Genomic DNA, 25,712 nt, shown 5'->3' with positions numbered 1-25,712 from the left:
AAGGCCTTTAGACTTATATAAGTACCTTCCACTTCCGTAGCAAATCCCTTACTAAAAAGTCTAGCAATACGTCATTGCCCTAGTGAGGGAGAGGAGTGACTTTATAAAGACAATGGGGACAAAAATCTATCCAAGTCGACGGATTTTTTTTCATCAGTCGAAAATGTGGCCATTTATTGGCTGGCAGCGACTTTTTCGCCATTGATGGATAAATTTGTCAGGTTGATTTGATACCTTTTGCCATTTTCTTCTCTTTGGATAAGTTTCACCAAAGCGTAGTTCCATTGCGGTGCGATCCAGACAGTTGTCTCTCTTCCTGAGTCTTTATCTCTCACTCGAGCGACTTTAATTGTCTCCACCGGACCCAGAGGTGTTTTTAGGGTTTCAGTGCCAACTTGACTGAATTTGTAATCGCGAATTTTTTTGCCGTCGGCAACTTTGTATTGAAGGTCTGTTTTTCCAGCGGCGACATCGAGTGCCAGTTGGATTTGATAGCTCACCTTGTCAAGAATATTGGGTGGGGCGTCTTTGAGATCCCGCTCCGGATTATGGACGTTAAAGATCATACCTTTTGACGGTTCGAAATTAAGCACCGTGGCGCGATTTCGACCAAGGCCTTTGCGGCGATATTCGTAATGTTGGGGGGTGATATGGCCATCCTGGCTGGTAAAGCGAGAGTACTCTTTAATGCTGGCAAAAAGGGCGCTGCTATCGAAGTCCAGGCGCCAGTTGCCGTCCTGTCCGGACAATTCCCGAGTGGCGGTAATGCTGATCCCATTAAATCGGGCGGCGTAGGTGGCTTTGAAAGGTTCCAGCTCAGCAGCAATTGCCTGGCCGGTAATTAAAAAAAGAAACAGAGAGGTAGCAAAAAGGCGCACTGTGATATCCCACAAAAAACTGAACCCTTTTGAATACTAGCTGGCGAGGCGCGCAAAGTACATTGAAGGACTTTTACCCCGCCAGCTATCAAGGGCTGGTTTTATACGGAAACCTGAACCCCGTGGTGAGGTAGTAATTCGCCATCCAGCTGCACTCGATCATCCGCCATTTGCAGGCGCTGCTGGGCAAACCAGGTAACCGCCATGGGGTAAATGATGTGCTCTTGAACCTGCACTCGCTTTGCCAGTAGCTCAGGAGTGTCTCCCTCCTTAATAGGAACAATGGCCTGGACGATAGGTGGCCCGCCGTCGAGTTCCTCGGTGACAAAATGCACGGTTACGCCGTGTTCTTTGTCCCCGGCTTCCAGTGCCCGCTTATGGGTATGCAGGCCCTGGTACTTCGGCAGTAAGGAGGGGTGAATGTTGATCAGGCGGCCGTTGTAGTGGCGCACAAAGTCGGGTGTCAAAATACGCATAAACCCAGCCAGTACAACCAAATCTGGTTTGCACTTGTCGATCTCTTCGATCAAGGCGTGATCGAAGGTTTCCCTGCTGGAGTAATCCCGGTGATTCACCACAGAGGTGGGAACGCCTGCCTGTTCTGCGCGAGTCAGCCCATAGGCATCAGCCTTATTGCTGACAACTGCAGTCACGGAAAAAGGCGCGTCCTCTAGTGTGGCGGCATCCAGCAGAGCCTGCAGGTTGCTGCCACTACCGGAGATTAATACGGCAACTCTACAAGACATTACAGCCCCGCCAGCTCTACTGCTTCCGCCCCGTCTTTGGCATCTTCGATAGTGCCAACGATAAAGGCGTCTTCGCCCATTTGCTTGAGAGCGGATAGTGCCGACTCGGATTGCTCTGCAGGCACGCAAATAACCATGCCAACACCGCAGTTAAACGTGCGGTACATTTCGCGGCTATCGATATTGCCTGCATCACGCAGCCAGTTAAATACAGGAGGCATTTCCCAGCTGGTGACATCAATACGCGCGCTGCAGCCTTCGGGCAGTACGCGGGGCAGGTTTTCCAGTAAGCCGCCGCCAGTGATATGGCTTAGCGCATTCACCTGGAAGGTCTTCATTAATTGCAGCAGGTTTTTAACGTAAATACGGGTTGGGGCCATCAGCGCTTTGGCCAGGGTTTCACCGCCGATATCCTGCTGGAGATCGGCACCGCTGACTTCGAGAACCTTGCGGATCAGGGAGTAGCCATTGGAGTGGGGCCCACTGGAGGCCAAGCCGATCAATACGTCGCCAGCTTTAACTTTGCTGCCGTCGATGATTTCAGATTTTTCTACGACACCGGTGCAGAAGCCTGCCAGGTCATAATCGTCGCCTTCGTACATGCCGGGCATTTCGGCAGTCTCGCCGCCGACCAGTGCGCAGCCTGACAGCTCACAGCCTTTGCCAATGCCGGTAACTACTTCTGCAGCAATATCGACATTGAGTTTGCCGGTTGCGTAATAGTCGAGGAAGAAGAGGGGTTCAGCCCCGGCTACGATCAGGTCATTCACACACATGGCGACAAGATCGATACCGATGCTGTCGTGAATGCCCAGGTCCATTGCCAGGCGTAATTTGGTACCTACACCATCGGTGCCAGAAACCAAAACCGGCTGTTTGTAACCGCTTGGAATTTCACACAGGGCGCCGAATCCGCCCAGTCCGCCCATGACCTCGGGGCGGGATGTGCGTTTGGCGACATTTTTGATGCGCTCTACCAGTGCATTACCTGCGTCGATATCGACACCGGCATCTTTATAAGAAAGGGACGTTTGCGTAGATTGCGGCTTGGAATCGCTCATGATTCTTCCTGCGGTGGGTATTCGAAGGGCGCGTATTCTATCTGGGTCTTGCCTTGGTAGCCACGCCCAGACGGCATCTCGAAGGGGGATTTCGGCATTTTCTCGCCATTTGAACTGTGAAATCACTCCGATAGTGAGAACTCGGGGCTGAGAGAAACGTCTGACGCTGATACAATAGCCGCAATTTTTAGTCCGCCCTAAAATCTGGCGTCTTGCACATCGATAATAATTTCTGCAAGCTCAGGGGCGGAAAATAAGAGGTTTGGAGAGAAGTCCTATGCACAAGCTGCTCCGGCAGGGATTGGTGTTGCAGTTGCTGGCTCTGATCATCAGTGTTCTAGCCCTACCGGTTCAAGCTCGAGTCATCTCGGATTTGTACGAAGTTGTCGAGGCTGTGTCGAGTCGCGGAGCCACGGATCGTACAGCAGCCGGAAGTCGCGGCCTGGAACGTGTGTTCGTACGTGTTACGGGAGATGCCGCTGTCGGTAGTAACCCAAATGTGCAGCCGATATTAAAGAATGCACAGCAGTTTGTTCAGGGGTATCGCTATACCCGCGAGGACAATCAGCTCTACTTACACCTTTCCTTTGATCCCCAAGCGATCTCCCGGCAAGTTAATCAATTGAACTTGCCCGTGTGGCCTAACAATCGCCCCGGTACTTTGGTGTGGCTTGCAGTAGATACCCTGCAAGAGGGACGCAGTGCTTTGAGTGAAGAGGCGACCCCCGAGCTCTTCTCTGTACTCGAGGCAATGGCTATCGAGCGCGGTGTCCCCCTGGATTTCCCGGTAATGGATCTTAATGATCAGCGCAATATGCCCCTGGGAGCTCTCTGGGCCCAGGATGAGCAGGCAGCTGAGAAGGCGGGTTTTCGCTATAGTCCCGATGCCACTTTGATGGGGCGGGTGCTTCAAGCTTCGGGCCATCGCTGGCAGGCAGATTGGTTGCTAATTCACGGCGGTCGCAGTTATGCCTTTGATACTGCCGGAGGTTCGCTGGAAGAGGTCGCTCTGCGCGGCGTTAACCAGCTGGCCAATATTCTCGCTCAGCGCTATGCAGTGTCCCCGAATGGGCAGGACAATCAGTTGGGTGCGGTGATTGTTGAGTTGTCTGGTATCGACAGTTTTGCTGATTATGCCAAGGCATCTGGTTATCTACAGGGGTTGGCACAGGTCAGCAGTGCTAACCTGCTCTCTGTTGAAGGGGACCGAATGCGCCTGGCACTGGTCACTTCGGCAGGGTTGAGCAATTTGCGTGATACCCTGGCTCTAAACCATAAATTGCGAGCACAAGCGGACGGAGACGCCATTAACCTGAATGGATACCGTTCACCCTTGGGCAGCGCTGAGAATCCGTTGCGCTATCACTGGGATTGAGATGAGTATTCCGCAACAATTGCCGCTGGGGGTATCCCTGCGGGATGACGCCAAATTTGACAACTTCTACCTGTCGGATTCAGATCCTAATCGACAGGTAGTTGCCCTGCTGCAGTCTTTTGCCAGTGGCGAGAATCCCGAGTCTGTAATTTACATTTGGGGTGAGGCGGGTAGTGGTATTAGCCACTTGCTTCAGTCTGCTTGTCAGTGCGCAGAGGCCAATGGTCGCTCTTTCCATTATCTCCCTCTCGCAGACCTAATGAACATGGACCCGGCTGTTATTCTCGACGGACTCGAACGCCTGGACCTTGTCTGTATAGATGACGTTCATTTGTTGGAGGGGCAGCCCGAGTGGCAGACCGCTATTTTCCATCTCTATAACCGAGTTAAGGATGGCGGCAGGCAGTTATTAATGGGGGCTCGCAAGTCACCCCGCGGTATGGATATTGCTCTGGCTGATTTGCAGTCACGCCTGCACTGGTCCCTGGTATTCCAGCTCAAAACCCTGAATGACAGCGATAAAGTTGCCGCCCTGCGCCGTCGCAGCCGTCTGCGCGGTTTTGACCTGCCGGAAGATGTGGCCCAGTACATATTGCACCGCGCCCCGAGGGATACTCGAGCACTCTTTCTGTGTCTGGAGGAGCTGGACCGGGCTTCTCTTATGGCTAAGCGTAAAATCACCATTCCTTTTGTTAAGCAGGTTTTGGATATCTGACCCCAGAATTGGGCCCTCACCGACCTGCTTTAGCCTCCTGGGCTCATTTGGGCTCCTTTGCCTTGTGTTTTGGTGACACTTGACGCTTTTTCCGTCTATTATGGTTGGTGTTTACTCACTTCACCTTCCCCTATCTACACCTGCTCCATCTCCTTCACCTGTGTATTTCCGTGTGAAATCTGCTCTGCTCACGATACCAATTTGAGGCAGCGAGTGGGTTTATGGTGAGTCTTGCCCCTGTTTGCTCCCAAATGTCTCTGGTTGAGGGCAGCGTTATGCCAAACATTCATAAAATCCTGTATGTCAGCCATGCTGCTGAGGATGAAAGCAGCGGACTCATGCAGGCTTTTGCAGTGGCGCGCAATCATCAGGCGGAGATAAAGGTTTTACTGGTCTGTCCGAAGGTGCCGGAGGGGTTTGAGGAGTTTAGTCGGCTCTGCGTGAGGACAATGCTTGATAGGGTCAGGAGTGAAATTGAGTCGGCCCGCGTACATATGGAGTTATCGGCGGAAAGGACCAATTTGGAGATTGAGTCAGATTGTGGTGCCCGACCTGCCGAGCGGGTGATCCGCCGGGTATTGGCTGAGGGCTATGACCTGGTGATCAAGAATGTTGAGGGTCGCAGCCAGCTTAAGGGCTTCAAGGCAATGGATATGGATCTGCTGCGAAAGTGTCCCTGCCCGGTATGGCTGTGCCGCCCAATCAAGGAACATCGCAACAAGATACAGGTGGCTGTTGCTCTCGACCCTGAATGCGAGGATGGCAGCAGTTATGACTTGGCGATCCGGTTGCTGCGCTGGTCGCGAGTACTCGCTGACAGTTGCAGTGGGGTATTGAATGTTATTTCCTGTTGGGACTTCGATATCGATGAATACTTGCGGCGCCATTTTCCCTTGAGCGCCTCTGAGGAAGAGTTGGATGAAGCCACTGAATCAGCGCGGGCCCAACACCGATCAAAGCTCGATGTATTGATACGTGCATCCGGAATTGAGGGGGAAATACGTATTCACCATGTGGTTGCCCATCCAGATAACTTTATTCCATTGCTGATTGATGAAGAGGGTCTCGACTTGCTGGTTATGGGCACTGTTGGACGGGCGGGTATTCCCGGTTTCATTATGGGGAATACAGCAGAGAATATATTGCAGAAGGTCAGTTGTTCCCTGCTGGCTCTGAAGCCCAGTGACTTTGTATCGCCGATAAAATAGTTGTGGATTATGGGTCTAATTCAGCTTGGCCCCTGCGCTGATCGCTCTATCGGAATTCTCTGCTGCGGGAGTTGAGGTGATCCTGATACCGGGACAAAATTACAGCTAAGAATTCGGGAGAAATATAATGATTAAGACTATTGCCAAATGGTTTGGCGGCTTATTTTTTGTGGGGGTTTTGGCAGTTTCTGCTTTTGCTATTAATGCAGTTTATTTCAAACCTTGGTCTATAGATGTATTTTTTGAACGTGTCTTTATAAAAATCGGCAGTAGCAGTCCGGAAATCCTTTCACAAATTAGAATTTTGGAACAATTTGGAATTGATGGACACAATGCGCATCTCGATGATTTGTCTGAAGAAGAACAGTTGCGTGTTATTGAAATGATGAAGAGCGAGCTGGCGGTATTGCGCAGCTACGATCGCGAAAGTTTGGAAGGGCAGCAGGCCATTTCCTATGATGTGTTAGAGCATCTTCTCAGTATAAAGGCGGAAGTTGAACGCTGGAGGCACCATGATTACCCGCTTAACCAAATGTCGGGTGAGCAGAATAGGTTGCCGGAGTTTCTCGCTGAAGTACATCAGATCAACAATGCAAAAGAAGCTGATTATTACTTGTCTCGTCTGGGAGAGGTCGGACGTAAGTTTGATCAATTGCTGGATGGTCTGAAGATAAGGGAAGAGAAAGATATCCTGCCCCCGCGCTTTGTTGTCGATAGTGTTTTAGAGGAAATGCAGGGTTTTATCGCCGCGCCGGTAAAAGAAAATATACTTTATACCTCATTACTGGAGCGACTTAACAAAATTGAAAAGCTGGATAAACAGGAGCGGGAACGTATTCTCAGCCAAGCTGAGTTGCTGATTGGTACAGAAGTTTACGCCGCGTATCAAGGGCTAATCGATTATTTCAGTACTCTCCGGTTAAAAGTTGGAGAGAACAATGGTGTTTGGGCATTGCCGGATGGGGATGCCTACTATGCCTATCAGGTACGCAACTTTACCAGTACAGATATTACACCGGAGGAACTCCATCGTATTGGATTGGAAGAGGTTGCAAGAATTGAAACGGAAATGAATGAAATTTTTTCATCCGTTGGTAGAACCAGTGGCACTATTAGCGAACGTTTCTCTGCACTGAATAATGATCCCCAGTTTCTTTATGAGGATTCAGATTTAGGGCGGGAGAAAATTATTGCCGATTACCAGGTAATGATTGATGAAATTGATGCAGGCCTGGGTGACTATTTTGATTTAAAACCCAAAATGGGTGTTGAGGTGCGCCGAGTCCCAGAGTTTAAAGAGCAAGGTTCGGCGGGAGCCTACTACAACCCTCCAGCAATGGACGGGTCTCGCCCCGGCGTATTTTATGCAAACTTGCGGGATGTTCATGAAACCAAAAAGTTTGGAATGCGTACCTTGGCTTACCATGAAGCGGTACCTGGGCATCACTTCCAGTTGGCAATTGCACAAGAGCTAAAAGGTGTGCCGACTTTCCGTAAAATGGGGTTGTTTAATGCTTACTCGGAAGGGTGGGCACTGTACTCCGAGAAGCTTGCTAAAGAAGCCGGTTTCCAGGAAAACCCCTATGATGATTTGGGTCGGTTGCAGGCGGAAATGTTCCGGGCTGTGCGGTTGGTCGTGGATACTGGAATGCACTATAAGCGCTGGAGTCGCGAGCAAGCGATTGAGTATATGCTGGAAAAGACCGGTATGACTGAGTCCGAAGTCACGACCGAAATCGAGCGATATATGGTTTGGCCCGGTCAGGCACTGGCCTACAAAACCGGTATGCTAAAGATTCTTGAGTTGCGTGAACGCGCTAAAGAAGCGCTTGGTAGCCAGTTTGATATCCGCCAGTTCCACAATGTAGTTCTCACCAATGGCGCTTTGCCATTGGCAGTGTTGGAGCAGCAGGTAGATCAGTGGATAGCAACCAACAAGAGTTAGGATTCACTTTTGCAGAGTATTCGGCTATAGGATCGAAAAAAGAGTAACTTAAAAGTTTGAGCATCTTTACCGCTAGAAAGGGTGAAGGTGCTCGGATCATGTGGTTTTAGTTACTAAAAAGGGAGAAGGGAAGACTACACCGCGCTTGGGACCCTATGAGGCATGGATGCCGATTAGGAGCTTACAGGGATGTATTCACAGTGTGTCTCGAGTGCGGTGTATTCTTTCCTTCCACCCCAGTAGTAAGAGTAGTACTTGTAAGGGGTTGGTAAGTGCCGAAGTCAAAAGCTATTACGGTAGATGATGGGTTCTCTAGAGTTAAACTTCTAAAAGGAAGAACTCCCGAAACAACGGATGAGGAAGCTAAAGATGCATTTGCCTTATTGTCCGAGTATAGGGATGGTGGAATATACGTAGCCCACTATTCAGGGAATAGCGAGTGGGAAAGACACACCAATGGAGATGAGTTTGTTCAAGTTATAGGTGGGGAAACGGCTCTAATTCTTCTCGTCAACGGTGAAGAGAAGCGGAACGAATTATCAGCCGGGCAAATATTGGTTATACCAAAAGGTATCTGGCACCGATTTGAAACGCCTAGCGAAGTAAAAGTTATGACTATTACCCCGCAGCCAACTGAGCACAGTATCGCTAAGCCATGCGATACCTAAGAGATAAGATCATTCTACATACCGGCAGCGGTTTGCAGTATAAGAGTGAGCGCTATTAGCTTAAATTAAAAAAGGCCACAGATAGTGGCCTTTTTTAATTCTGTTTTAACCTTTTAGTTATACTTTTGGAGTTCTGGTGTTTGCTATCCACTCGTCAATAATTTCCTCCAGGGCATCCAGTGGTACTGGGCCGTTGGCCAGAACTGCATTGTGGAATTGACGAATATCAAACTTCTCTCCCAGTTCTTTTTTGGCTTTCTCGCGGAGCTGTAAAATTTTGAGCATGCCAATTTTGTAGGCTGTTGCCTGGCCGGGTAATACGATATAGCGCTCGACTGCTTTAATCACATCCCCCTCAGGATTAGGGGTGTTTTCCATCAGGTATTGTATGGCTTGTTCTCGGGTCCACTTCTTAGTGTGAATTCCGGTATCGACTACAAGGCGTCCTGCTCGCCACAACTCCATGGCGAGGCGCCCAAAATCTGAGTAGGGGTCTTGGTAGAGTCCCATCTCTTTTGGCACCATTTCAGAGTAAAGGCCCCAACCCTCGGTATAGGCGGTATAGTGACCATATTTGCGGAATTTAGGGATATCCTGTAATTCCTGGGTGATAGAGAGCTGCATATGGTGGCCGGGGATACCCTCGTGGTATGCCAGTGCTTCCATCTGGTAACTGGGCATATCGTCCATGTTGTAGAGGTTGGCATAGTAGATGCCTGGGCGTGATCCGTCGGCAGCAGGTTGCAGGTAAAAAGCTTTACCGGCAGATTTCTCCCGGAATGGTTCTACCGCTCTCACATCGAGGTCCGCTCTAGGTTTGGTGATAAATAACTCGTCCAGCCTACCCTTCATGGTATCGATAATGGTAGCAGCCTTCTCAAGATATGCAGCTTTCCCCTGTTCAGTGGTCGGGTAATAAAATTGCTGGTCGGTGCGCATGAATTCGAAGAAGTTTTTCAACTTACCTTCGAATTTTACTTTACGCATAATTTCACGCATCTCATCATGGATGCGAGTCACTTCTTCAAGGCCAATCCTATGAATTTCTTCGGCTGTCATATCGGTAGATGTGTAAAAGCCGAGGCGAAAATTATAAAAGTCACTGCCATCTGCCAGTTTCCAGGCGCCATCATCAGTAGTTGCGCGTATCTCAAGCTCTTGCAGGTAGTCGATTAGGGTTTTATAGGCGGGGCCAGTGTTGTCTTTTAGTGCTGTTTTAGCTTTATCTATTAAGGACTTTTTCTGCTCTTTACTGATATCGAGACTTTCTACTTTTCCCTTAAAGTCAGCAAATAGAGGGCTGTCCTTTTTTCTGTCAAAAGGAGCACCAGTAATTAGGTTTTGTGCATCTCCAATAACATAGGGGAAAACGAATTTTGGGATAGTGGTGCCAGCTTTGGCGTTTTCTTCCAGTTGGTCTTGCAGCTGTGCGAAATACTGGGGAATTCTATTTAAGCGGGAAATATAAGCTTCGGCATCCCTGATGTTATCGATACGGTGCTGGCTGATAAGTGTTGAAGCGGCGCCGGTATGGGTGGCGAACATTTGGTTGACTGGATAATTATGATTTCGCCACTTATAGGCTTCGATTTCTTGTTGCAAAGTGCGTTTTGCCAGTCGAAGATTAAGTTGGGTAGGTCGATCCAATATAGCGGGATCAATTTTATTCAGCTCGGATAATTGACGCTTATTAACTTCATGGGTTTCTTGCGCAAACTCAGGAGTTAGATCATTCCATTTGCCGTACTCCTCTTTCAGACCCAAGAATGTTTTGAATTCAGGGCTGCGGTCTAGATGCTCCTGGAAGAACTTATCGAATAGCAAATTGACCTTCTTGCTGGCCTCACTCATTTCTTTGCTGACTTTCGGGGGAGGTGACTGATTAAGTGCACTTTCCTCTAAGGGGGCAATCTTATGTGCATCTGCATTGTTGGCACTATCGTTGCAGCCCGTGAGGATGAGTGAGCTTACTGCCGCTGCAATCAGAGTTACTTTTAACTTCATGAGTACAATCCTTGCGTTCAAAGAGTAGCTCTTACTTTTTTATCATTATTTTTGCAGTTAATGGACTTTTTTATGTAAAAGCATCCCATTATTTGGTTTTGTGGATATAAATTCAGCAGAAAATAAGAGCGGTGCACTTTTTTGGTATGGGGAATACTGGGTATGTTTTATTTTGGTGCTTTTATACGACAGTGGCGGCTAAGGTGAGCTGAAAATAGGGGGGGTTGAAATAAGACCACGGTGCCAATCATGCTGGGAGCTGGTGATTGCTTAATAAGAAGTCCGGAGTGTCATTCCGGACTTCCCTGTAAAACAATAAATGCCGTATTGTAAAAACTATACAGAATTTTTACTTCTGCAATGCTCTACTGACGATAAGAAAAAGACAGACAAGTAGTTATCAGGTACTTATCTGTCGCTTCTATTATTTATTGTTGGGTTTTTACTTTTGCAACCCACTCATTAACCAGTTCTTCCAGTACATCCAAGGGGACTGGGCCACTGGCCAGGATAGTGTCGTGGAAGCCGCGAACATCAAACTGATCACCCAGTTCTGTTTTGGCTTTTTCACGCAGCTCGACAATTTTCAGCATACCAATTTTGTATGCGGTCGCTTGGCCAGGCATCACAATATAGCGCTCGATCGCTTTAACCACGTCGCCTTTCGGGTTCGGGGTGTTCTCCACGAGGTAGTCGATCGCTTGCTCGCGGGTCCATTTCTTGGCGTGAAGGCCGGTGTCTACCACCAATCGGCCAGCGCGCCACAGTTCCATAGCCAGGCGTCCAAAGTCAGAGTAGGGGTCTTCATAGAAGCCCAATTCTTTGGGCACCAGTTCGGAGTAGAGGCCCCAGCCTTCGGTATAAGCAGTGTAACCACCGTATTTACGGAACTTGGGAATATCCTGTAATTCCTGAGCGATAGAAAGCTGCATATGGTGGCCGGGGATACCTTCGTGGTAGGCCAATGCTTCCATCTGGTAAGACGGCATATCGTTCATATTGTACAGGTTGGCGTAGTAGATACCTGGGCGCGAACCATCGGGAGCCGGGCGCTGGTAGAAGGCCTTACCCGCAGATTTTTCGCGGAAGGCCTCTACGGCTCTTACATCGAGATCGGCTTTGGGCTTGGTGATAAACAGTTCATCCAGGCGGCCCTTCATGGTGTCGATAATTGCGGTGGCCTTTTCCAGGTATTCCGCTTTACCTTCCTCAGTGGTGGGGTAGTAGAACTGCTTGTCGGTGCGCATGAACTCGAAGAATTCCTGCAAGTTACCTTCGAACTTCACCTTGCGCATAATCTCGCGCATTTCGTCGTGAATACGGGCAACTTCCTTAAGACCGGTTTGGTGGATCTCATCGGCAGTCATATCCGTAGTGGTGTAAACACCGAGGCGGAATTTATAGAACTCTTCGCCGTCTGCCAGTTTCCAGGCGCCGTCGTCAGTGTTGGCTTTTTTCTCAAGCTCTTGCAGGTAGCTGATTAATTTTTCGTAAGCGGGGCCGGCGCTTTCAGTCAGGGCCTGGCTGGCTTTATTGACCAGTGATTTCTTTTGATCTTCACTGATTTCCAGCTTTTCTACTTTGTCTTTAAAGTCTGCAAACAGTGGGCTGTCTTTTTCACCGTTAAAAGGTGCACCGGTGATCAGGTTGCGGGAATCGCTAATAACGTAAGGGAATACAAACTTAGGTACGATTGTGCCGACTGCAGCATTGGCTTTCAGTTGTTCTTCCAACTGGGAGAAATACTTGGGCATGCCGTTCAAGCGGGCGATATAGGCCTCTGCATCGCTGACATCATCAATACGGTGCTGGCTGATCAACAGTGTGGCGGCGCTGGTATGGGTGGCATACATCTGGTTAACAGGGTAGCCGTGGTTACGCCACTTGTAGCCATCAATATCCTGTTGCCAGTTGCGTTTTGCCAGGCGCAGGCTCAGGCGGGTAGCGTCATCCAAGGTGGAAGGATCAATTTTATTCAGTTCCGCCAGCTGACGCTTGTCGAGCTCCAGGGTTTCCTTGGCAAATTCTGGGGAGAGGTTATCCCACTTATCGTAGTCTTCTTTTTTACCCAGGAAAGTTTTGGTCTCAGGACTGCGGGCGAGGTGCTCCTGGAAGAAGTCCTCGAACATCTGGTTTACGCGTTTGACTGCGGCTGGGTCCACTTTTCCTGCGACTTCTTGAGTCGCCGTGCTTTCCGTGGCTGTGGCGGTTGCACTCTGCTCGGCTGTGTTCGGGGCGCCGCGGTCACAGCCGCTGATTACCAGCGCGCTTATGGCGGCTGCGATCAGGGTTGGTTTCAACTTCATGAGCATATTCCCAGTGTTCGGTTCTTCGTTGCTAATTTGTGCCACTCCAGTGGCATTCTTTAGGTTGATTGCCTAAATCCCCCACACTTTATGCGGGATGTGTAGTGCAGATCAGCAGGTATTGTGCTGACTGGAGCAGCATTTGGCCAGTAGTGGGGAGAATTTGATTGGGAGGAGGGCATTAAGGAAATAAAAAAAGCGGGCACATGGCCCGCTTTTTCTGGTGACTTCGGGATTAAGCGAAGTTCTGGTTTACAAACTCCCAGTTCACCAGGGCCCAGAAAGCTTCCATGTACTTCGGGCGCAGGTTGCGGTAGTCGATATAGTAAGCGTGTTCCCAAACATCGCAGGTCAGCAGGGGAGTAACGCCTTCTTCAGTCAGCGGGGTTGCTGCGTTGGAAGTGTTTACAATGGCGACTGAGCCGTCAGCATTTTTTACCAGCCAAGTCCAGCCGGAGCCGAAGTTGTTTACAGCACTGGTGGTAAATGCTTCTTTGAACTGGTCGAAGCTACCGAAGGCTGCGTTGATAGCCTCGGCAATCGCGCCAGTGGCTTCGCCGCCACCGTTAGGGCTCAGGCAGTTCCAGTAGAAAGTGTGGTTCCAAACCTGGGCTGCGTTGTTGAACACACCACCGGAAGAGGACTTGATCACGTCTTCCAGAGATTTGTCAGCGTCAGCAGTGCCTTCCAGCAGGCCGTTCAGCTTGTCTACGTAAGTTTTATGATGTTTGCCGTAGTGGTACTCCAAAGTCTCTTCGGAGATATGCGGTGCCAGGGCGTTCTTAGCGTAGGGGAGTTCAGGCAATTCGAAAGCCATGGTGTTTTCCTTCCTTTGTCTGAGGGTTATTGGTGAGGGCATTCTACACGTGCCGCATCTCAGAATTAAGCCGGCGCGATGGATTAGGGAAGTTTGGGACGATTTCCTCAAACACAAGGGGGGAAGCTTTTGCTGTCAGCTCTATTCGACTGTCGTCTATTATTACTGACGACCGCTTACTTTTTCGTCAATTTTTGGTATAACTGCCGCAGAATTCGACGAATCTGAATGGATTCTATTGTCATATATTTCTGAAAATACGGTACCGGAAAGAGCAGCATAGAACTGGCGGGTACCGGACTCATCAGCACAGTTATCGGGTGTATCGAACCATGCAACGCAAAGAGCCCACACTGGGCGGCAGCGCCGCTCTTGAACCATCACTGGATCTCACTACCAGCGAAGAAAGGAGTGATTCACCAGAGCCCCAGGTGATCGTGGAGGAGCGCCGGGGTGGTTTCTCTTTCTTGGGGCTATGTGCCCTGATTATGGCGATGGGTGGCCTGGGAGCCTCGGGTTTCCTGTACCAGCAATGGCAGGACAGCCGGACCCTGTTGAGTGATGCTGAGACTCGTATTGCCGATGCGGAAAACCGTATTGCTGAACTGGAGAAGCGCTTTAGCCTCTCCGATGAGGAATCTACGGCATCGGTTGAAGTACTAAATGCAAAAGCCAAGGAAAACTCTTCGGAGATCCGCAAATTGTGGGGTGTTGCCTATGACACCAACCGCAAGAGTATCTCCGCAAATAAAACAGCAGTCGCGGCTAACAAAAAGCAAGTCGCCGCTCTCAGCACCAAGCTCAGTGGCCTCGAGTCCAGCGTGAAGAAAATCGCTGCTGTAGAGGCTTCTCTGGCAGAGTTGCGCAAGGGCAATACAGATTCCCAGCGTGAGATGACCGACAAACTTGCTCGCCTGGAGCGCCAGCTGGCTTCAGTGCGCAGTGACCTGACTATGCGTGTCGGTGCGAATGAAGAGGCTGTAGAGTCTATCGATGCTTACCGCCGTTCGGTGAATAAGGATCTGGTGCAGCTTCGCGATGCGATTCGCTCCCTGCAGTCCAGCGGTGATTCCACAGCTTCATCCATGTAGTTTTCCGGTTGAGTTAAAAAAGGCGGACTTGGTGCCCGCCTTTTTTTATTCCGTTTTCCCTTAAGGTGAATGGGATTTCTGGGAATATCTGGGTCAATAACCCTACATTTCGTGTAGAATCGCCGGCCTCGAGACGTTAATCGGAGTTGGCAATGACCACTATCCGCCAGGATGATCTGATCGGCAGCGTGGCCGATGCGCTGCAATTTATTTCTTACTACCACCCACAGGACTTCATTCAGGCCCTGAACAAGGCTTATGAGAAAGAGGTCAACCCGGCGGCCAAGGACGCCATGGCCCAGATCCTGATCAACTCACGCATGTGTGCCGAGGGCCACCGCCCAATCTGTCAGGATACCGGCATTGTCACGGTGAAGTTGAAAGTGGGCATGAATGTGCGTTGGGAAGCGGACATGAGCGTTACCGATATGGTTAACGAAGGTGTGCGCCGGGCCTATCAAAATGCCAGCAACGTGCTGCGTGCCTCTATTCTGGAAGATCCTGATGGTGCCCGTAAGAATACCGGAGACAATACTCCAGCGGTGATTCACTATGAAATCGTTCCCGGTGATACCGTAGAAGTTTATGTGGCAGCTAAAGGCGGCGGCAGTGAAGCCAAAACCAAGTTTGCCATGCTGAATCCATCTGACTCGGTGGTTGACTGGGTGCTGAAGATGGTTCCGCAGATGGGTGCCGGCTGGTGTCCGCCCGGCATGTTGGGTATTGGTATTGGCGGTACCGCTGAGAAAGCGATGCTGTTGGCCAAAGAATCCCTGCTCGACCCCATCGACATTCAGGAGCTGCAAGAGCGCGGAGCCTCTAACCGTGCTGAAGAGCTGCGTCTGGAACTCTATGATTCCGTCAACAAACTGGGCATCGGTGCCCAGGGCCTGGGCGGACTGACCACTGTGTTGGATGTGAAGATCAAGGATTATCCTACCCACGCTGCCAACAAGGCTGTGGCGATCATCCCCAACTGCGCGGCTACCCGTCACACCCACTTTACCCTGGATGGCTCCGGGCCCGCTCGCCAGACTCCGCCTAAGTTGGAAGACTGGCCGGAAATTACCCGCGAAGCGGGCAGCAATACCCGTCGGGTAAACCTGGATACCATTACTGCAGAAGATATCCAAAGCTGGCAGCCCGGTGAGACCCTGCTGCTGAACGGTAAGATGCTGACTGGTCGCGATGCGGCGCACAAGAAAATGGTAGATATCCTCGCCAAAGGCGAAAAGTTGCCTGTGGATCTCACCGGCCGCTTTATCTACTACGTAGGCCCGGTAGATCCGGTGCGCGATGAGGTTGTTGGTCCCGCTGGTCCAACCACCGCTACCCGTATGGATAAATTCACTCGCACTATGCTGGAAGAAACCGGCTTGGCGGGGATGATCGGTAAGGCGGAGCGCGGCCCCATGGCAATTGAGGCGATCCGCGATAATAAAGCGGTATACCTGATGGCTGTCGGTGGCGCTGCTTATCTGGTTGCCCAGGCGATTAAAGGCTCCGAAGTAATCGCCTTCCCCGAGCTGGGAATGGAAGCGATTTACGAGTTCGAAGTAGAAGATATGCCGGTAACTGTGGCTGTCGACAGTCAGGGTGAGTCAGTACACACTACTGGCCCGCTGATCTGGAAAGCCAAGATTGCCGAAGGTGAGGTGTAACGCTTCCGCCATTTAAAGAAAAGGCCCCAACAGGGGCCTTTTTTATTGGAATTTATTGCCTTGCTTGGCTAAGTCCGCCAGCATCAGTTCGCGAATAATTGGTATTGGTGCACTGCCATAGCTCAGGAACATCTCGTGGAACCCCTTGAGACTAAAGTTGTTGCCCATTTTCTTTTTGATTTCCTCGCGCAGGGCCAAAATATCAGTAAAGCCAGCAAAATAGCTGGTGAGCTGCACTTGGCTTAAGGTCGCCCTGCGCCATTTACCCTCTGCTTCAGCCTGTTGCTGAAAGGCATCCCTGACCATTAACTTCATCGCCTCTGCTTGGCTGATACCCTTTACCTGTACCTCATAATCCAAAATGGTATTAGTGATAGTGCGCAAGTTCCACTTGTAGTACATCAGCCACAGCTCGGGGGAAAAATTACCGTAACCCGCATCCAGCATCATGCGTTCCGCATAGACGGCCCAGCCTTCGATCATGGCAGTATTGCCGAGAATAGTTTTCAGGATACTGGGGGACTGGTTGGCGTAAACCAGTTGAGTGTAGTGCCCGGGGATCGCTTCATGGATATTGAGTATCTGCAGGATATAGTCGTTGTATTCTCGCAGTAAGCTCTCCGCCCGTTGATCGGAGTAGGTCTCTATGGGCATCACGTTGTAATAGGTATTTGCATTTTTATGGTAGGGGCCAGGCGCATTAATGGAAGCTACAGCAAAGCCTTGCATATAGGCTGGAGTTGTTCGAACTACCAGTGGCTTTTCCTTGTCCAGGCTTAACAGGTTTTTTTCGGTCACAAACTCTGCCAGATCCGGGATCTGTTGCTCTACTTTTTTCTTGAAAGTGTCTTTGGTGGCATGATATTGGGAAAGCTTGTTCAGCAGCTTTTCAATTTTTACCAGTGGTTCGTTGGGTGGGGAATCAGAAGGAAAGTATTTTGGCCAGAGTTGATCGGCAAGCTTGGTCATTTTATCGTGGGTTAGCTGCTTCTCTATGATGGCGCGCTGGTATAGTTCAGCAGCGCTCATTCCAATATTGATATCAAACTGGAATTTTTCTTCGTAGAGTTTTTCACCGATACGAAAATCACGGAATTTTCCAGATTTAGTCAATTTCTTTTGCAGGTTTTGTAGGAAGTGGATATAGCTTTGTATCGCTAAGCGAGAATCGTGCATTCGCCGTAAGAAAATCTCCTTTGCGTCCGCAGGCATCTGACTTTCTTTAACCGTTTTTTCCAGCTCTTCACCAAAGACTTCCAGTGAGCCTGTACTCTGTTGAATTGCTAATTCAAGCTGTGGCGCTGCCGGACGATAGATAGCTGCCTTAGCGGCCTGATAGTACTCGGGCACTTGCAGCATACGAGTGCTAACGGTATGTAGGCGCTTTAGAAGTGGCGCATAGTCGGTGTTTAGGATCAGGGCAAAAGAATGGGAAACATTATATATGGATGGGTCCCATTGGTATGACTTAAAGCGGGTATATTGCCATTGCAGTCGCTGCAGAAAATTTTCTATAAGAGCGAGATTACTGCGTGAATTGATATTGAGCTGGCTTTTATCCAAGGCTGCAAATTTGCGTTCATAGATTTGAGCAAAATCCAATACAAATTCACGATAACTTTTATCGGGCACCTGAAGCTCTTTGGCTACTTCATAGTAGCCCTCACTGAGAGCCCAGGATGGGAATAGATTCCATAGGCCGTGTATAAATTGCTGACAGAGCTGCTCGAATGCCAGGTTTGTCTCGGAGCGCATTTCCTCCAGGATAACCTTCTCTGGTGGAGGAAGGCGCTCTCTATCCACTTGCTGGCGCTCACAGGCTCCTAGAGATACTAGAAGTAGTAATAGACTGAGGTGTGCTTTCATGACAATCCTCACGTTAATCTGCCGATGTCGACCCAGGGCTGGGTGGCTATAGATCGTCCAATATTTTTAGCATGCGGTTCCATTTTGTGATGGTAAAACCGGATAAAATGCGTTTTTGAGCCCTGTACTTGTTTCGTTAAGGGGGGGCGGGTAGAGTGAGGCCGGCCCAATTGAGCCGATAATAAACAAGGTTTTGAGGACCGATTCATGACCGAACTAGCTCAACAACAATGTGAAGCCTGTCGTGCCGATGCGCCGCTGGTGAGTGATGACGAACTGCCAGGACTGCTGCGGCAGATCCCTGACTGGACGCCGATGACCCGTGACGGAATTATGCAGCTGGAACGCGTGTTTAAGTTTCGTAACTTCAAGCAGGCTCTGGCGTTTACCAACCGTGTCGGCGCGATTGCTGAAGAGGTGGGGCATCACCCCGCACTGCTGACTGAATGGGGTAAGGTTACGGTTACCTGGTGGAGTCACGAGGCTAAGGGCCTGCACAAAAATGACTTTATCATGGCTGCTCGCACCGATGAGCAGGTGGATGCCGCTTAACTAGTATTTCTTGTGGCGCCTATATCCGGCTTTGGGAGGCGATGGACCATTTGAAATAGCACTCACCGGTTCTTGGTAATCTTAGGGCTGGTGAGCATCCCAATTTAGCCCCTTTTCCCCCAAGGCTAGGGGTGTCGTCTAAAGGGAGATAAGTCTTGTCAGAGTATACTTCAACGGTGACCTGGAAACGCGACGAGCAGATTTTCACCGATAATCAATACAGTCGAGCCCACACCTGGCAATTTGATGGTGGGGCATCTATCCCAGCCTCCTCTTCCCCCCATGTTGTACCCATTCCCTATTCAGTAGTTGAAAACGTTGATCCAGAAGAAGCTTTTGTAGCGGCTCTTTCCAGCTGCCATATGTTGTTTTTTCTATCGATTGCAGCCAAGCGGGGGTTTGTGGTTGATGAATATTGCGATGAAGCTATAGGAATTATGGGGGCTGATAAAGATGGTCGAATTGCTATGACTAAAGTTACCCTGCGTCCTTCAGTGCGCTTCTCCGGTGAAAAACAACCCAGTCGCGAGCAGTTAGAAAAAATACATCATCTTTCCCATAAACAGTGTTTTATTGCGAACTCCGTGAAAGCTGAAGTGGTGACAGAGATCCAGGAAGTTCCAATTTAAGGAGCCTATAGCGGTTTGGTTGTCGCTGGGTACTAGGTAGGCTTAGCGGCACTATTAATTTGTTTATTTTTTTCGGCGATGTATGTACACAATTATTGAGAAAGTAGCTTCTACCGAGGATTTCCTCAAACTGCGAGAGATAACAGGCTTAACCCCCAGAAGCCGTGAAGCAGCGGAAAAAGGCCTTCCAAATAGCTTGTACGGTATCCATATAAAAAGACAATCTGAAACTGTCGCTATGGGGCGGGTAGTGGGGGATGGCGCACTTAATTTTGAGATAGTGGATGTTGCTGTCGATCCCAAATTCCAAGGTGTTGGCCTGGGGCGTCAGATCATGGAGCACATTATGGCTTACCTGGATCGAGAAGCCCTTCCTTCAGCATATATTACGTTGATGGCAGATGTTCCCGAGCTTTATAGAAAATTTGGATTTGAATTGAGCCGTCCAGACACTGAAGGGATGTATCTTATCAAATAATGGCACAGAGCTATTATTTTGGATTCGAAGTTGGCTTTACATCAATGAACGAATGATTGATTCAGTGTTGGCTATATCGTTTATGGTACTGAAATCATTTAGGTGTTGAATAGGTTGCTTGTGTTTCATCATACAGTTGATTCCTTTAATTGCGTTACTTTGGATCTCGAGAATTTTTCTGGTACGGAAAATCAGTTCTTGGTTGAACTGGTAGCCATTATAGAAGTATCCAGAGTTAACAGCCGAAAGTTGATATGGATAGATCTCCGAGATGCACTTACCCGATTTATCCCGATATGCCTAAAGCATGGTTTTACATTTCATAGCTGTCGGGATTCTGCTACAAGGCTGGTTCTTAAGCTTCAGGAAGATGCATATGTTCCCTTCTACCCAACCCATACGGTTGGAGTTGGGGGATTCGTACTTCTTGATGGGCAACTGCTCTGTGTCCAGGGCCACAGTGCAGCATCAAGCCCGAAGTTGCCTGGAGGAACCGTTGATCTGGGTGAAAAGATAGCCGATGCGGTGATTCGTGAGGTTTATGAGGAGACCGGTGTGTCCTGCGAGTTTTCCTCAGTACTCGGATTTGCTACCCGATTTCCTACGAATTTAGGCTATACGGATATCTACTTCGTATGTGAATTAAGTGCCTTAAATCGGGATATTTCAATAACAGATACGGAAGAAATTAAGCATGCTTCCTGGGTAGATATTGACCACTACTTAAATGGAGGGCATATCTCAGCATTTAATAGACATGTAGCTGAAATGTCCATGCAAAGGCTTGGTTTAACCCAGGTCAGCCAGGATTCTTACAAGGATCCCTTCGCAAAGCAGGAAATATTTTGGACTAATGCCTAAAAGATCCAAATGATTAGTTGAGTATATATCGCAGTTTAACCACTTACTTTTGAGGCAGGGGGAAAGACTAAGCTGCATTCTAAACACATTGTGAATCCTTCATTCTCATTGAGCCCAGAACGCGGCGTATGCTTTTCTTTCTCTTCTGATTATTAAATTATTAGTGGGTTAAATGGCTATCTGGTGGAAAGATGGAGTGTTCCTATGAAAGGCAAATTTATAGCAATTTTAATTGCCGCAGTTTGGAGTTTGACTGCTCAATCCAATGAGTTAACTATTGGTGAGCGAAAGGTTATTGTCTCGCAAACTCTCGAAGAGAGAAGGGAGTATTGGATTTCTCTTCCCACATCCTTTAAAGAAGGTGGATATAAAGATTATCCGGTTCTTTATTTGCTTGATGCAGATTTTAATAGTTTCTTTCATGTCTTCACAGGTATGGTTCGGCAGCTGAGTTCTGATGCCACTCCAGTAATTCCTGAAATGATTGTTGTAGGTATCGTAAGTCAAGAGCGTGTAAGAGATAGTTCACCTACTCGATCGCTAACTGAATATGGTGGACGTAAAAATCAGGCGCTATCCAATACAGGGGGCGCTGATCAATTTCTTGAGTTTTTAAGAGAAGAGCTTATCCCAGAGATAAACGCGGAATATCCGACATCTGGGTATCAAATTCTTGCAGGTTACTCATTTACAGGTTTACCTGTTATCCATAGCTTATATTCATCGCCTGAAGACTTTAATGCGTATATCGCTATTGATCCAAGTATGTGGTGGGATGAGCAGATTATGTTAAAGCGGTATTCTGAATTCCTACAAGGTAAATCAACTGAAAAGCGCAGGCTGTTTATCTCTACGTCAAAGAGAGTAGAAGGTGTATATCCTGATGAAAACTATGTTGCAGAATTTATTAGGCTGCTAAATGAGAAGCCCAAGAAAGGGCTGTACGTAGATTCAGTAACATATGGGACAGAAGAAAATCATCATACCATGCCCGTTATTAGCTTTTATAGGGGGCTTCGATCAATTTTTGACGGTTATATGATCGATGATCAAGCTAGATTTCGCCCCGCTGTGAATGTTAAAAATCACTTCGAACAGTTCTCAAGAAAGCTCGGAGGAACGTTCATGTTGAGGGAAGATGTTATTAGTTTCTTTGGCTATGATCGTCTCTATAATGATCAGTTTGGCATAGATGTTGATAAGGCAATAGAGTTTTTCGAATTGAATACACAGTTTTATCCAGGTTCATATAAGACCTGGGATAGCTTGGCTGAAGCTTATATGGTAAAGGGGAAGAAAGAGCTTGCTATAGATTGCTATAGAAAATCATTGTTAATTAATCCTGATAATGAAAATGCTAAAAGTAGAATGTCTGAGTTATTGATATTTTAGTTCTTATTTAAATCTAGCTCCTTATAGTCGAGTGCTGCCCTTGAGTAGATGGTGAAAAAGGCTCGTTGATAGTTGCTCGATTGATTGCCGCACAAGCAGGTTGGAAACTCTTTTGAGAGTGAGGGTTAGACAGTTGACGCTCAAAGAGAAATGTTTGAGCTAAACCCTCATAAAGTCGTGCACTGATCTGTAATTTGAGCTTTCAATATGAGCTCAGTGTTAGCTGGAAGTAGCCTTATCTATTTGATATTATTTCAGTATAACCTGTGAGTATACTTGTGATAATCAGGTTTGATTATATCGGCAAAATAATATTTTCTGTTTGTGCCCATAAGGAAGTTATAGTTGAGTGTGGCTAGGTATCCCTAAAGCTTGAACTGACTATTTAAATTTTAGGGCAATTTATTATGGTAAGGTTGTTTGATGAGAAGGGTGATTCTCCCGTTTTTTTTACTTTTTTCTGGTTGGGTATTTTCTGGGGAAAGTAAAGGCGAGGCAGTTGGGGATATTTTTACTGGTGCAAAATTAATTGAGCGTTCTCCGCTTAAGTTTCCGCCCTCAGAAGCTCGCTCCCAAAGAGAGGGGTGGGTTGTTTTGAGTTATGTTGTTTCGGTTGAGGGTGTTGCAGTTGATGCGATAGTTGTCGATTCTAGCGGCAATAAACAATTTGAGAGGAGTGCGTTAAGTAATATTAAAGCATGGACTTGGGAGCCAGCGACATTAAATGGAAATCCGGTAGAGCAAATTTATACTCGGAGTAAGTTTAGTTTTAATATGAAAAGGACATCCTCCGGGGCAAGGCGTTCTTTTGTTTTAAGATATAAGGAAGCGGCCTCTCTCATTAAGAATGGTAGTCTCGATGAGGCCGAAGTAAAAATTAAAAAGCTGGGAAAGCGTGAGAAATGGAATCACTATGAGGATTCCTGGTTTTGGTGGTTAAAGGCACAATACAATTTGGCACAGGGGAGCAAAGAGGCAGCTTATAGAAACCTGTTAAAGTCGATAGCTTATGATGGCGTTTATCTTCCTGATAATTTTTATATGACTGCATTGGAAATTTTATTTCTAACGCAAGTTGAGCGTGCCTACTATGCGGATGCCTTGGATACCTTTTCCAAGATGAAAGAATTTTCGGATGGTAAGTATGAGGATAAGATCTTAGAGTTAAGCAGTATTGAAGAAAAGATCAAAATTTTTCTTGCTAGTGATAGTCCTATTGCTGTTAGTGGTGCCATTGGCGAGTATGAAAACTGGCCATATAAGCTCAATAGAAGAAAGTTCTATTATCAAAACATAGTTGGTAGTGTTGATAAGTTTGAATTAAGGTGCGATAGAAATAGGCAGGTCTTTGAATTTTTGCTGGATAATACTTGGAAAGTGCCGGAAAGTTGGGGGGCATGTACCGTGTATGTTTATGGTGAGGAGGGCACTAAAGTTGAAATTGTTGAGCTAAGAGGTTAATAGGGCGGGGCAATTTGATTGCTTTGGGTATCTATTTTTGTTGGCTGCATATCGCTGTAAAATAGAGGCTTAATTCAAGAGGGTCCCTGCTTTGTCGGGGGTCCAGATAGTAATAGTTTGTCAAATGATTACTCTAATAAATTTCTGATAAATTGTAGTAATTCAGACTTGACCTGACAGAGTACCTCCAGAAAAACCAGTAACTGTCAGATCAAATATGAACTAATCCAAATTAGAATCGCTACTTTAGAAGTTAAGTAGCTATTGTTTTCAATGGTTATACTCAACTTGGTGATCTGAAGTTCTACTGTTTTCCTAAAGTCAGATTGCCAAGTTATTTGATGCAGTATTTTTCTGATTTTTATTGCGTTTGATCTAGTTATCTAAAGTTAAGTTGTGCTCTGGGTTGTAGTAACAGTAATCATAGTCCAAGTTCTTGCGAAAACAGTAGGGGTCTATAGCATCAGCATCCGACCATAACCCAAGGCCGTAGTAGTAGGCGAATTCCTGCTCTAGTTCAAATTCGCTGCCGCAGTAGTATTCATAATTCCAGGCAGCCCCACGTATCACCATTTCCTGATTGATATTGTAACCATTCACATATAAGTACCCGGTCTCCCGGCCATAGACATCTTTTCCGGTAGATTCGAAATCAACTGAACCAAATGACAATAAGTAGCTGAGAGTTTGAGTGGCTTCGGATCCGTAAGATTGGGTGTTGGGATTGGTTTCAGGGGCATCAATGCAGTTTAAACGGATCTTTACGTACTCACTGTCGACGTAACCGTGAACTGTATCGCCATCAATAATTTGATAGTTTGTTAACGGCGCTGCCTGTGTCGAAGTAGATAGGGCCGCCATGATAAGTAGTCTTTTCATTATGATTATCCTAGATAAAGTTACATGGCGCAGCATAGGTAGGGGTTGTTACGTTGCTATGTATAAATAGTGATATAAAAAATGGATTTTTATTAAATGTATGGTGAGGTCACATTTTTAATAGGAGGGAGTAGCTTTTAACCATGTGGTAAAAGATGTACTGAAATCTATGGCCAAGGTATATGAGAGGGTGGTAAGCGTTAAGATGGTGGAGTTAATTTTTATTTTGCGCGGACCGATAGCTCTTATCTTCAAGAGCTATCGGAGATGGAAATAGAGTTGATTTATTCAAAGATACTTTAAGCTTGGCGTGGACTTGCCCAGAGTAAAAACTCCCGGTTGCCATCGCCGCCTTTTATTGGACTGTCAATATACTCTTTCACTTCAAGTCCCAAGTCTTCACATAAGGCAGTAATGCGCTCGCGCACCTCCGGGTAGTATTTGGCATCTCGCACCAGACCACCCTTGCCGATCCCCTCCGGGCCCACTTCAAATTGCGGTTTAACCAGACTTAAGAGTTGCCCCGAAGGTTTAAGCAAGGCGGGTAACTGCGGCAGAATGAGTGCTTGGGAAATAAAAGAGACATCCATAACGATGGCATCAAAACCTGTGTCTCCGTGAGGGGAGATTTGGGAGGCTTCCAGGTGGCGTGCATTTACCCCTTCAAATAGGTGCATACGGGGGTCATCCAGTAACTTCTGCGCCAACTGATCTCGCCCAACATCAACACCGACGACTGATGCTGCTCCCCGTTGAAGTAGGCAGTCGCTAAAACCGCCAGTAGAGCAGCCAACATCCAGTGCGTGCCACCCAGAGGGGTTTAGTCCTGTCTGGTCGAGGATGGCGGCCAATTTCACGCCCGCTCGGGAAACATACTGGTCTTCCGGTAGGGGGGTGACTTCAAGGGCGCAATCTTCTGGAATGCTCTGCCCGGCCTTGCGCGCGGGCTGGAGGGTACCGCCATCGGATACCATGACCCTTCCGGCATCAATCAGTTTCTTTGCATGGGTGCGGGAGTTTGCCAGCTCTCTCTGTACAAGCAGTTGATCCAATCGGGTCATGTTTCGCGGTGCAATCCTGTTTACATAATTGAGAATACAGGGCCCATGCTAACCTCTG

General features: G+C 47.9%; 22 protein-coding genes. 13 read left to right on the top strand and 9 right to left on the bottom strand.

Features of this window, described 5'->3' with window-relative positions; genetic code table 11:
* Positions 1-173: 173 nt before the first annotated feature.
* The 3 genes from ACJJIL_RS15995 to purM form a co-directional block, all read right to left on the bottom strand.
* The gene (locus tag ACJJIL_RS15995; RefSeq protein ID WP_282931679.1) at positions 174-878 is read right to left on the bottom strand and encodes a DUF3108 domain-containing protein; all 705 of its coding nucleotides are present in this window, start codon (positions 876-878) and stop codon (positions 174-176) included.
* Between the two features lie 101 nt (positions 879-979).
* Positions 980-1,624, bottom strand: coding sequence for a phosphoribosylglycinamide formyltransferase (purN, locus tag ACJJIL_RS15990; protein ID WP_445360182.1), 645 nt, complete (start codon positions 1,622-1,624; stop codon positions 980-982).
* A complete protein-coding gene (purM, locus tag ACJJIL_RS15985) occupies positions 1,624-2,685 on the bottom strand; it encodes a phosphoribosylformylglycinamidine cyclo-ligase (RefSeq protein ID WP_445360181.1) in 1,062 nt (353 codons plus the stop codon). The genes purN and purM overlap by 1 nt, the downstream gene beginning before the upstream one ends.
* 277 nt (positions 2,686-2,962) lie before the next feature.
* Here purM and ACJJIL_RS15980 point away from each other — a divergent pair, with 277 nt between their 5' ends.
* The 5 genes from ACJJIL_RS15980 to ACJJIL_RS15960 all read left to right on the top strand — a co-directional run bounded on the left by ACJJIL_RS15980 (position 2,963) and on the right by ACJJIL_RS15960 (position 8,596).
* The gene (locus ACJJIL_RS15980) at positions 2,963-4,060 is read left to right on the top strand and encodes a DUF2066 domain-containing protein (protein ID WP_445354856.1); all 1,098 of its coding nucleotides are present in this window, start codon (positions 2,963-2,965) and stop codon (positions 4,058-4,060) included.
* Position 4,061: 1 nt separating this feature from the next.
* Entirely contained in the window at positions 4,062-4,775 is a 714-nt protein-coding gene (hda, locus tag ACJJIL_RS15975) for a DnaA regulatory inactivator Hda (RefSeq protein WP_445360180.1), read from the top strand.
* 275 nt (positions 4,776-5,050) lie between these two features.
* Entirely contained in the window at positions 5,051-5,983 is a 933-nt protein-coding gene (locus ACJJIL_RS15970; RefSeq protein ID WP_445354855.1) for a universal stress protein, read from the top strand.
* A gap of 127 nt (positions 5,984-6,110) precedes the next feature.
* Entirely contained in the window at positions 6,111-7,928 is a 1,818-nt protein-coding gene (locus ACJJIL_RS15965; RefSeq protein ID WP_445360179.1) for a DUF885 domain-containing protein, read from the top strand.
* A gap of 272 nt (positions 7,929-8,200) precedes the next feature.
* A complete protein-coding gene (locus tag ACJJIL_RS15960; RefSeq protein ID WP_445360178.1) occupies positions 8,201-8,596 on the top strand; it encodes a cupin domain-containing protein in 396 nt (131 codons plus the stop codon).
* Positions 8,597-8,713: 117 nt separating this feature from the next.
* On the opposite strand, the gene ACJJIL_RS15955 is transcribed toward ACJJIL_RS15960, so the two are convergent.
* From ACJJIL_RS15955 to sodB, 3 genes are all read right to left on the bottom strand, one after another.
* Positions 8,714-10,600, bottom strand: a complete 1,887-nt coding sequence (locus tag ACJJIL_RS15955; RefSeq protein WP_445360177.1) for a DUF885 domain-containing protein — start codon at positions 10,598-10,600, stop codon at positions 8,714-8,716.
* 428 nt (positions 10,601-11,028) lie between these two features.
* Positions 11,029-12,906, bottom strand: a complete 1,878-nt coding sequence (locus ACJJIL_RS15950; protein WP_444894804.1) for a DUF885 domain-containing protein — start codon at positions 12,904-12,906, stop codon at positions 11,029-11,031.
* A gap of 235 nt (positions 12,907-13,141) precedes the next feature.
* Positions 13,142-13,723, bottom strand: coding sequence for a superoxide dismutase [Fe] (gene sodB, locus ACJJIL_RS15945; protein ID WP_108732228.1), 582 nt, complete (start codon positions 13,721-13,723; stop codon positions 13,142-13,144).
* Between the two features lie 332 nt (positions 13,724-14,055).
* On the opposite strand from sodB, the gene ACJJIL_RS15940 reads away from it, so the two are divergent.
* Together ACJJIL_RS15940 and ACJJIL_RS15935 are read left to right on the top strand one after the other, a co-directional pair.
* Complete coding sequence (locus tag ACJJIL_RS15940; RefSeq protein WP_282931689.1) at positions 14,056-14,814, top strand: coiled-coil domain-containing protein; 759 nt, start codon at positions 14,056-14,058, stop codon at positions 14,812-14,814.
* A gap of 152 nt (positions 14,815-14,966) precedes the next feature.
* The gene (locus ACJJIL_RS15935) at positions 14,967-16,475 is read left to right on the top strand and encodes a fumarate hydratase (RefSeq protein WP_444916386.1); all 1,509 of its coding nucleotides are present in this window, start codon (positions 14,967-14,969) and stop codon (positions 16,473-16,475) included.
* 42 nt (positions 16,476-16,517) lie between these two features.
* On the opposite strand, the gene ACJJIL_RS15930 is transcribed toward ACJJIL_RS15935, so the two are convergent.
* Positions 16,518-18,341, bottom strand: coding sequence for a DUF885 domain-containing protein (locus ACJJIL_RS15930; protein ID WP_445360176.1), 1,824 nt, complete (start codon positions 18,339-18,341; stop codon positions 16,518-16,520).
* A gap of 207 nt (positions 18,342-18,548) precedes the next feature.
* On the opposite strand from ACJJIL_RS15930, the gene ACJJIL_RS15925 reads away from it, so the two are divergent.
* From ACJJIL_RS15925 to ACJJIL_RS15900, 6 genes are all read left to right on the top strand, one after another.
* Entirely contained in the window at positions 18,549-18,893 is a 345-nt protein-coding gene (locus tag ACJJIL_RS15925; protein ID WP_108732232.1) for a 4a-hydroxytetrahydrobiopterin dehydratase, read from the top strand.
* Positions 18,894-19,048: 155 nt separating this feature from the next.
* A complete protein-coding gene (locus tag ACJJIL_RS15920; protein WP_413664800.1) occupies positions 19,049-19,522 on the top strand; it encodes an OsmC family protein in 474 nt (157 codons plus the stop codon).
* 82 nt (positions 19,523-19,604) lie between these two features.
* Positions 19,605-20,000, top strand: a complete 396-nt coding sequence (locus ACJJIL_RS15915; RefSeq protein WP_413664801.1) for a GNAT family N-acetyltransferase — start codon at positions 19,605-19,607, stop codon at positions 19,998-20,000.
* Between the two features lie 120 nt (positions 20,001-20,120).
* The gene (locus ACJJIL_RS15910; RefSeq protein WP_444894801.1) at positions 20,121-20,861 is read left to right on the top strand and encodes an NUDIX domain-containing protein; all 741 of its coding nucleotides are present in this window, start codon (positions 20,121-20,123) and stop codon (positions 20,859-20,861) included.
* A 204-nt stretch (positions 20,862-21,065) separates the two neighbouring features.
* Positions 21,066-22,253 (top strand): alpha/beta hydrolase-fold protein, encoded by a 1,188-nt coding sequence (locus ACJJIL_RS15905; RefSeq protein WP_445360175.1) that lies wholly within the window; start codon positions 21,066-21,068, stop codon positions 22,251-22,253.
* Between the two features lie 423 nt (positions 22,254-22,676).
* Positions 22,677-23,714: an energy transducer TonB gene (locus ACJJIL_RS15900; RefSeq protein WP_445360174.1), complete on the top strand. Its 1,038-nt coding sequence runs from the start codon at positions 22,677-22,679 to the stop codon at positions 23,712-23,714.
* Between the two features lie 375 nt (positions 23,715-24,089).
* On the opposite strand, the gene ACJJIL_RS15895 is transcribed toward ACJJIL_RS15900, so the two are convergent.
* Positions 24,090-24,593 carry a thermonuclease family protein gene (locus ACJJIL_RS15895; RefSeq protein ID WP_445360173.1) on the bottom strand — a complete coding sequence of 168 codons (504 nt, stop codon included), beginning with the start codon at positions 24,591-24,593 and terminating at the stop codon, positions 24,090-24,092.
* Positions 24,594-24,892: 299 nt separating this feature from the next.
* Positions 24,893-25,654 carry a TlyA family RNA methyltransferase gene (locus ACJJIL_RS15890; RefSeq protein WP_444894798.1) on the bottom strand — a complete coding sequence of 254 codons (762 nt, stop codon included), beginning with the start codon at positions 25,652-25,654 and terminating at the stop codon, positions 24,893-24,895.
* Positions 25,655-25,712 lie beyond the last annotated feature (58 nt).

Source organism: Microbulbifer maximicatervae (SeqCode) (assembly GCF_052468095.1).
The sequence above is the reverse complement of the archived record's forward strand: the minus strand, read 5'-3'. Positions and strand labels throughout refer to the sequence as shown.